Source organism: Romboutsia sp. 13368 (assembly GCF_018336475.1).
Taxonomy (GTDB): Bacteria; Bacillota; Clostridia; order Peptostreptococcales; family Peptostreptococcaceae; genus Romboutsia.
Window position 1 is genome coordinate 640,072 of record NZ_CP048741.1, and the last position, 2,839, is coordinate 642,910.

Here is a 2,839-nt window from a genome sequence, read left to right on the forward strand (position 1 = left end):
GGAAATAACTAAAAGCTGCCATATGGCAGCTTTTTATTATACAGATACTAAAATCTTTTATATATACTTAAATCATGCCACTCTAAACATATAGGTTCCGCTTTAAAATCTTCAATAAACCATAATATATCTTTTTTTGTTATGCATCCAGATATTATTAGTAATATTAAATATAATGCTATAGATAGTATTATTTGAATAGAAATATGTAAATTTAAATTAATATAGGCTAAGCTATATTTTACAAAGCAACCAGCAATTGCTATACAAAGCATAGGCTTTATAATCCAATCGAATAGTTTAAATTGTATTTTTGTAACTTTTAATAGCTTATTTATACTTAAAGAAGCATTTAAAAGAGTACCAGCAAATAAAACTATTATAAAGCCTTCGATACCTTTTTTAGGTATTAAATATAATATTAAAAATATCCTTACACTCATGTCAATTAAGTTAAATTTTAATGTACTTAGTTGACAATCTAGAGCATTTAAGCTACCATCAACAATTCTATCTAAATACATAAAAGGAATAAGAGGTGCTAATATTTTCATCATTAAACCAACTTGAGTATTATTATATATTGCTAATCCTAATTCTTCAGAAAATATTATAAATAATCCAGATGCAAACACAGCTATTAGCAATGTAAATTTAAAAACTTTAGATATTATATATATAACTCTTTTATGTTGATTAAGTGCATTTGCCTCAGCAATTTCTGGTATTATAAGTGTTGAGAATGAAGCTAAAAATATAGATGGAAAATTTAAAATTGGTAAAGCCATACCTTTTATCATACCAAAAATAGATAAAGATGATGCGGTAGAAGAACCATATCTTCTGAGAGCATCTGGTATTAATAAGTCTTCGACTGTTCTAAGTCCAGTTTGAATATAAGAGCTACATGCTATGGGAAAAGATATTGAGAAAATTTTAAAAAAACTATATTTATTATTTCTACTATATCCACTTTTATATCCTGTTTTCTTTTCAAATAAGAATAATATACAAAAATAAATAGCAGATGCTATATTTCCGATAGTTGTACCGATAGCTATTAGAGCACAAGTGAAATTTAGACCCTTAGGTAGACATATTCCCATAAATGCAATAATAATTATCATCATACTTCCAACTTCCACTATATCTGATGAAATACTTTTTATTATCTTCCTCATTCCATAAAAATAACCATGAAAACATGCGCTAATACCTACAAAGGGTAAGCTACAAGATAATATTTTAATAGGAATTATAGCTCGATCATCACCAATCCACTTTAGAGCTATTACATCTGCAAAATTATATATTATAAAAAAGGTTGTAGTACTAAACAAAAAGCTATAAATCATTGACTTCATTAAAATAGATTTAATATTTTTTATATTTGATTTACCTAATTCTTCAGCTATAAGTCTAGTAGTTGTAACTCTAATACCTGATACGGATAATGTTGTTGCCATAACGTGTATACTCATTATAAGTTGATAAAGTCCCATACCTTCAGGCCCTATTTTATTCGATAAATATACTCTAAAAGATGTGCTTATAAAGCCTATCATCATTGTTGAAAATGTCAAAATAAATGCGTTTATTATTAATTTCTTTCTCCTCATAGTTTTTCTCCTAAACAAAATAGTTTAAATATATAGCATGTTCATATATATGAAGAAAAGTTATTAAATATTATATATTAATTTAAATTGTATTAAATGAATATATGAATATGAATATTAAATCCTACTAAAAATATTAAAGATATTAAGACAAGGAGATATAGCTATGAAAATTAGGTTAGGATATGTAGCAATAGCTTTAAATTTAGAAAAAGTTACATCATCATCTACATTGACATATTCAAGATATTTAAAGTTAAATCAAAACGAAAAATTAAAAAAATTAAAAGAAGTAACGTATTCAAATATAGAAGCTCTTGAGAAAATACTTAGATATAATATAGATAATAATATACATTTTTATAGGATGACATCAAATTTAATACCTCTGGCTACACACCCTGATGTTATGTGGGATTATTTAAAATACTTTAGAAAAGATTTAGAGTACATTGGTAAACTTATAAAAGATAATAATTTGAGAGTTGATGCACATCCAGACCAGTTTAATGTTATAAATAGTGATAAGGAAATTGTAGTTGAAAATACTATAAAAACCTTAAGTATGCAAGTTGATTTATTTGAAGCAATGAATTATGAAGAAGGAAAAATGGTAATACATATTGGTGGTGCAAAAGGAGGAAAAGATATTGCAGCACAGAGATTTATAAATAACTTAGAGAAATTCCCTAAGAGAATAACTGAAAGATTGATACTTGAAAATGATGATAAAACTTTTAATGCAGAGGAAGTTTTAGATATTTGTAATAAAACTAATTTGCCTATGGTATTTGATATACATCACCACAATTGTAATGAATGTAATGAAGATTTAAAATTTTTATTACCAGAAATATTTAAAACTTGGGATAATGATATACTAGTTCCTAAAATGCATTTTTCAAGTCCAAGAGAATTTGAAAATGATAGAAAGCATGCAGATTATATAGATGCTAAAAGTTTTTTAGACTTTATTTATACTGCTAAAGACGTAGTAAATAAGGATTTTGATATTATGATAGAAGCAAAGAAAAAAGATATGACACTAAATAAACTAGTTAATGATATAAAAGAAATGGATAAAAATATAGATTTTATAGACCAAAGTACTTTAGAAATAAAATAAAATATTAAGAAATAATTATGCAATTATAATTTCTTATTTTACTATAAAAAATATACAGTAAAAATTTATTAAGTTAGAGTATATAGAACTTAAT

The 2,839-nt window shown here is 24.8% G+C and carries 2 protein-coding genes; one reads left to right on the forward strand and one right to left on the reverse strand.

Annotated elements, in window-relative coordinates; translation table 11 throughout:
• Positions 1-47: 47 nt before the first annotated feature.
• Positions 48-1,619 (reverse strand): oligosaccharide flippase family protein, encoded by a 1,572-nt coding sequence (locus G3997_RS02640; protein WP_296647658.1) that lies wholly within the window; start codon positions 1,617-1,619, stop codon positions 48-50.
• A gap of 166 nt (positions 1,620-1,785) precedes the next feature.
• Between G3997_RS02640 and uvsE the strand changes: the two genes are divergently transcribed.
• Complete coding sequence (gene uvsE / locus G3997_RS02645) at positions 1,786-2,745, forward strand: UV DNA damage repair endonuclease UvsE (protein WP_296647661.1); 960 nt, start codon at positions 1,786-1,788, stop codon at positions 2,743-2,745.
• Positions 2,746-2,839 lie beyond the last annotated feature (94 nt).

Excerpts from the sequence above, each read along its gene's own strand:
- G3997_RS02640 (WP_296647658.1), bottom strand. The coding sequence starts at position 1,619 with ATGAGGAGAAAGAAATTAATAATAAACGCATTTATTTTGACATTTTCA.
- uvsE (WP_296647661.1), top strand. The coding sequence starts at position 1,786 with ATGAAAATTAGGTTAGGATATGTAGCAATAGCTTTAAATTTAGAAAAA.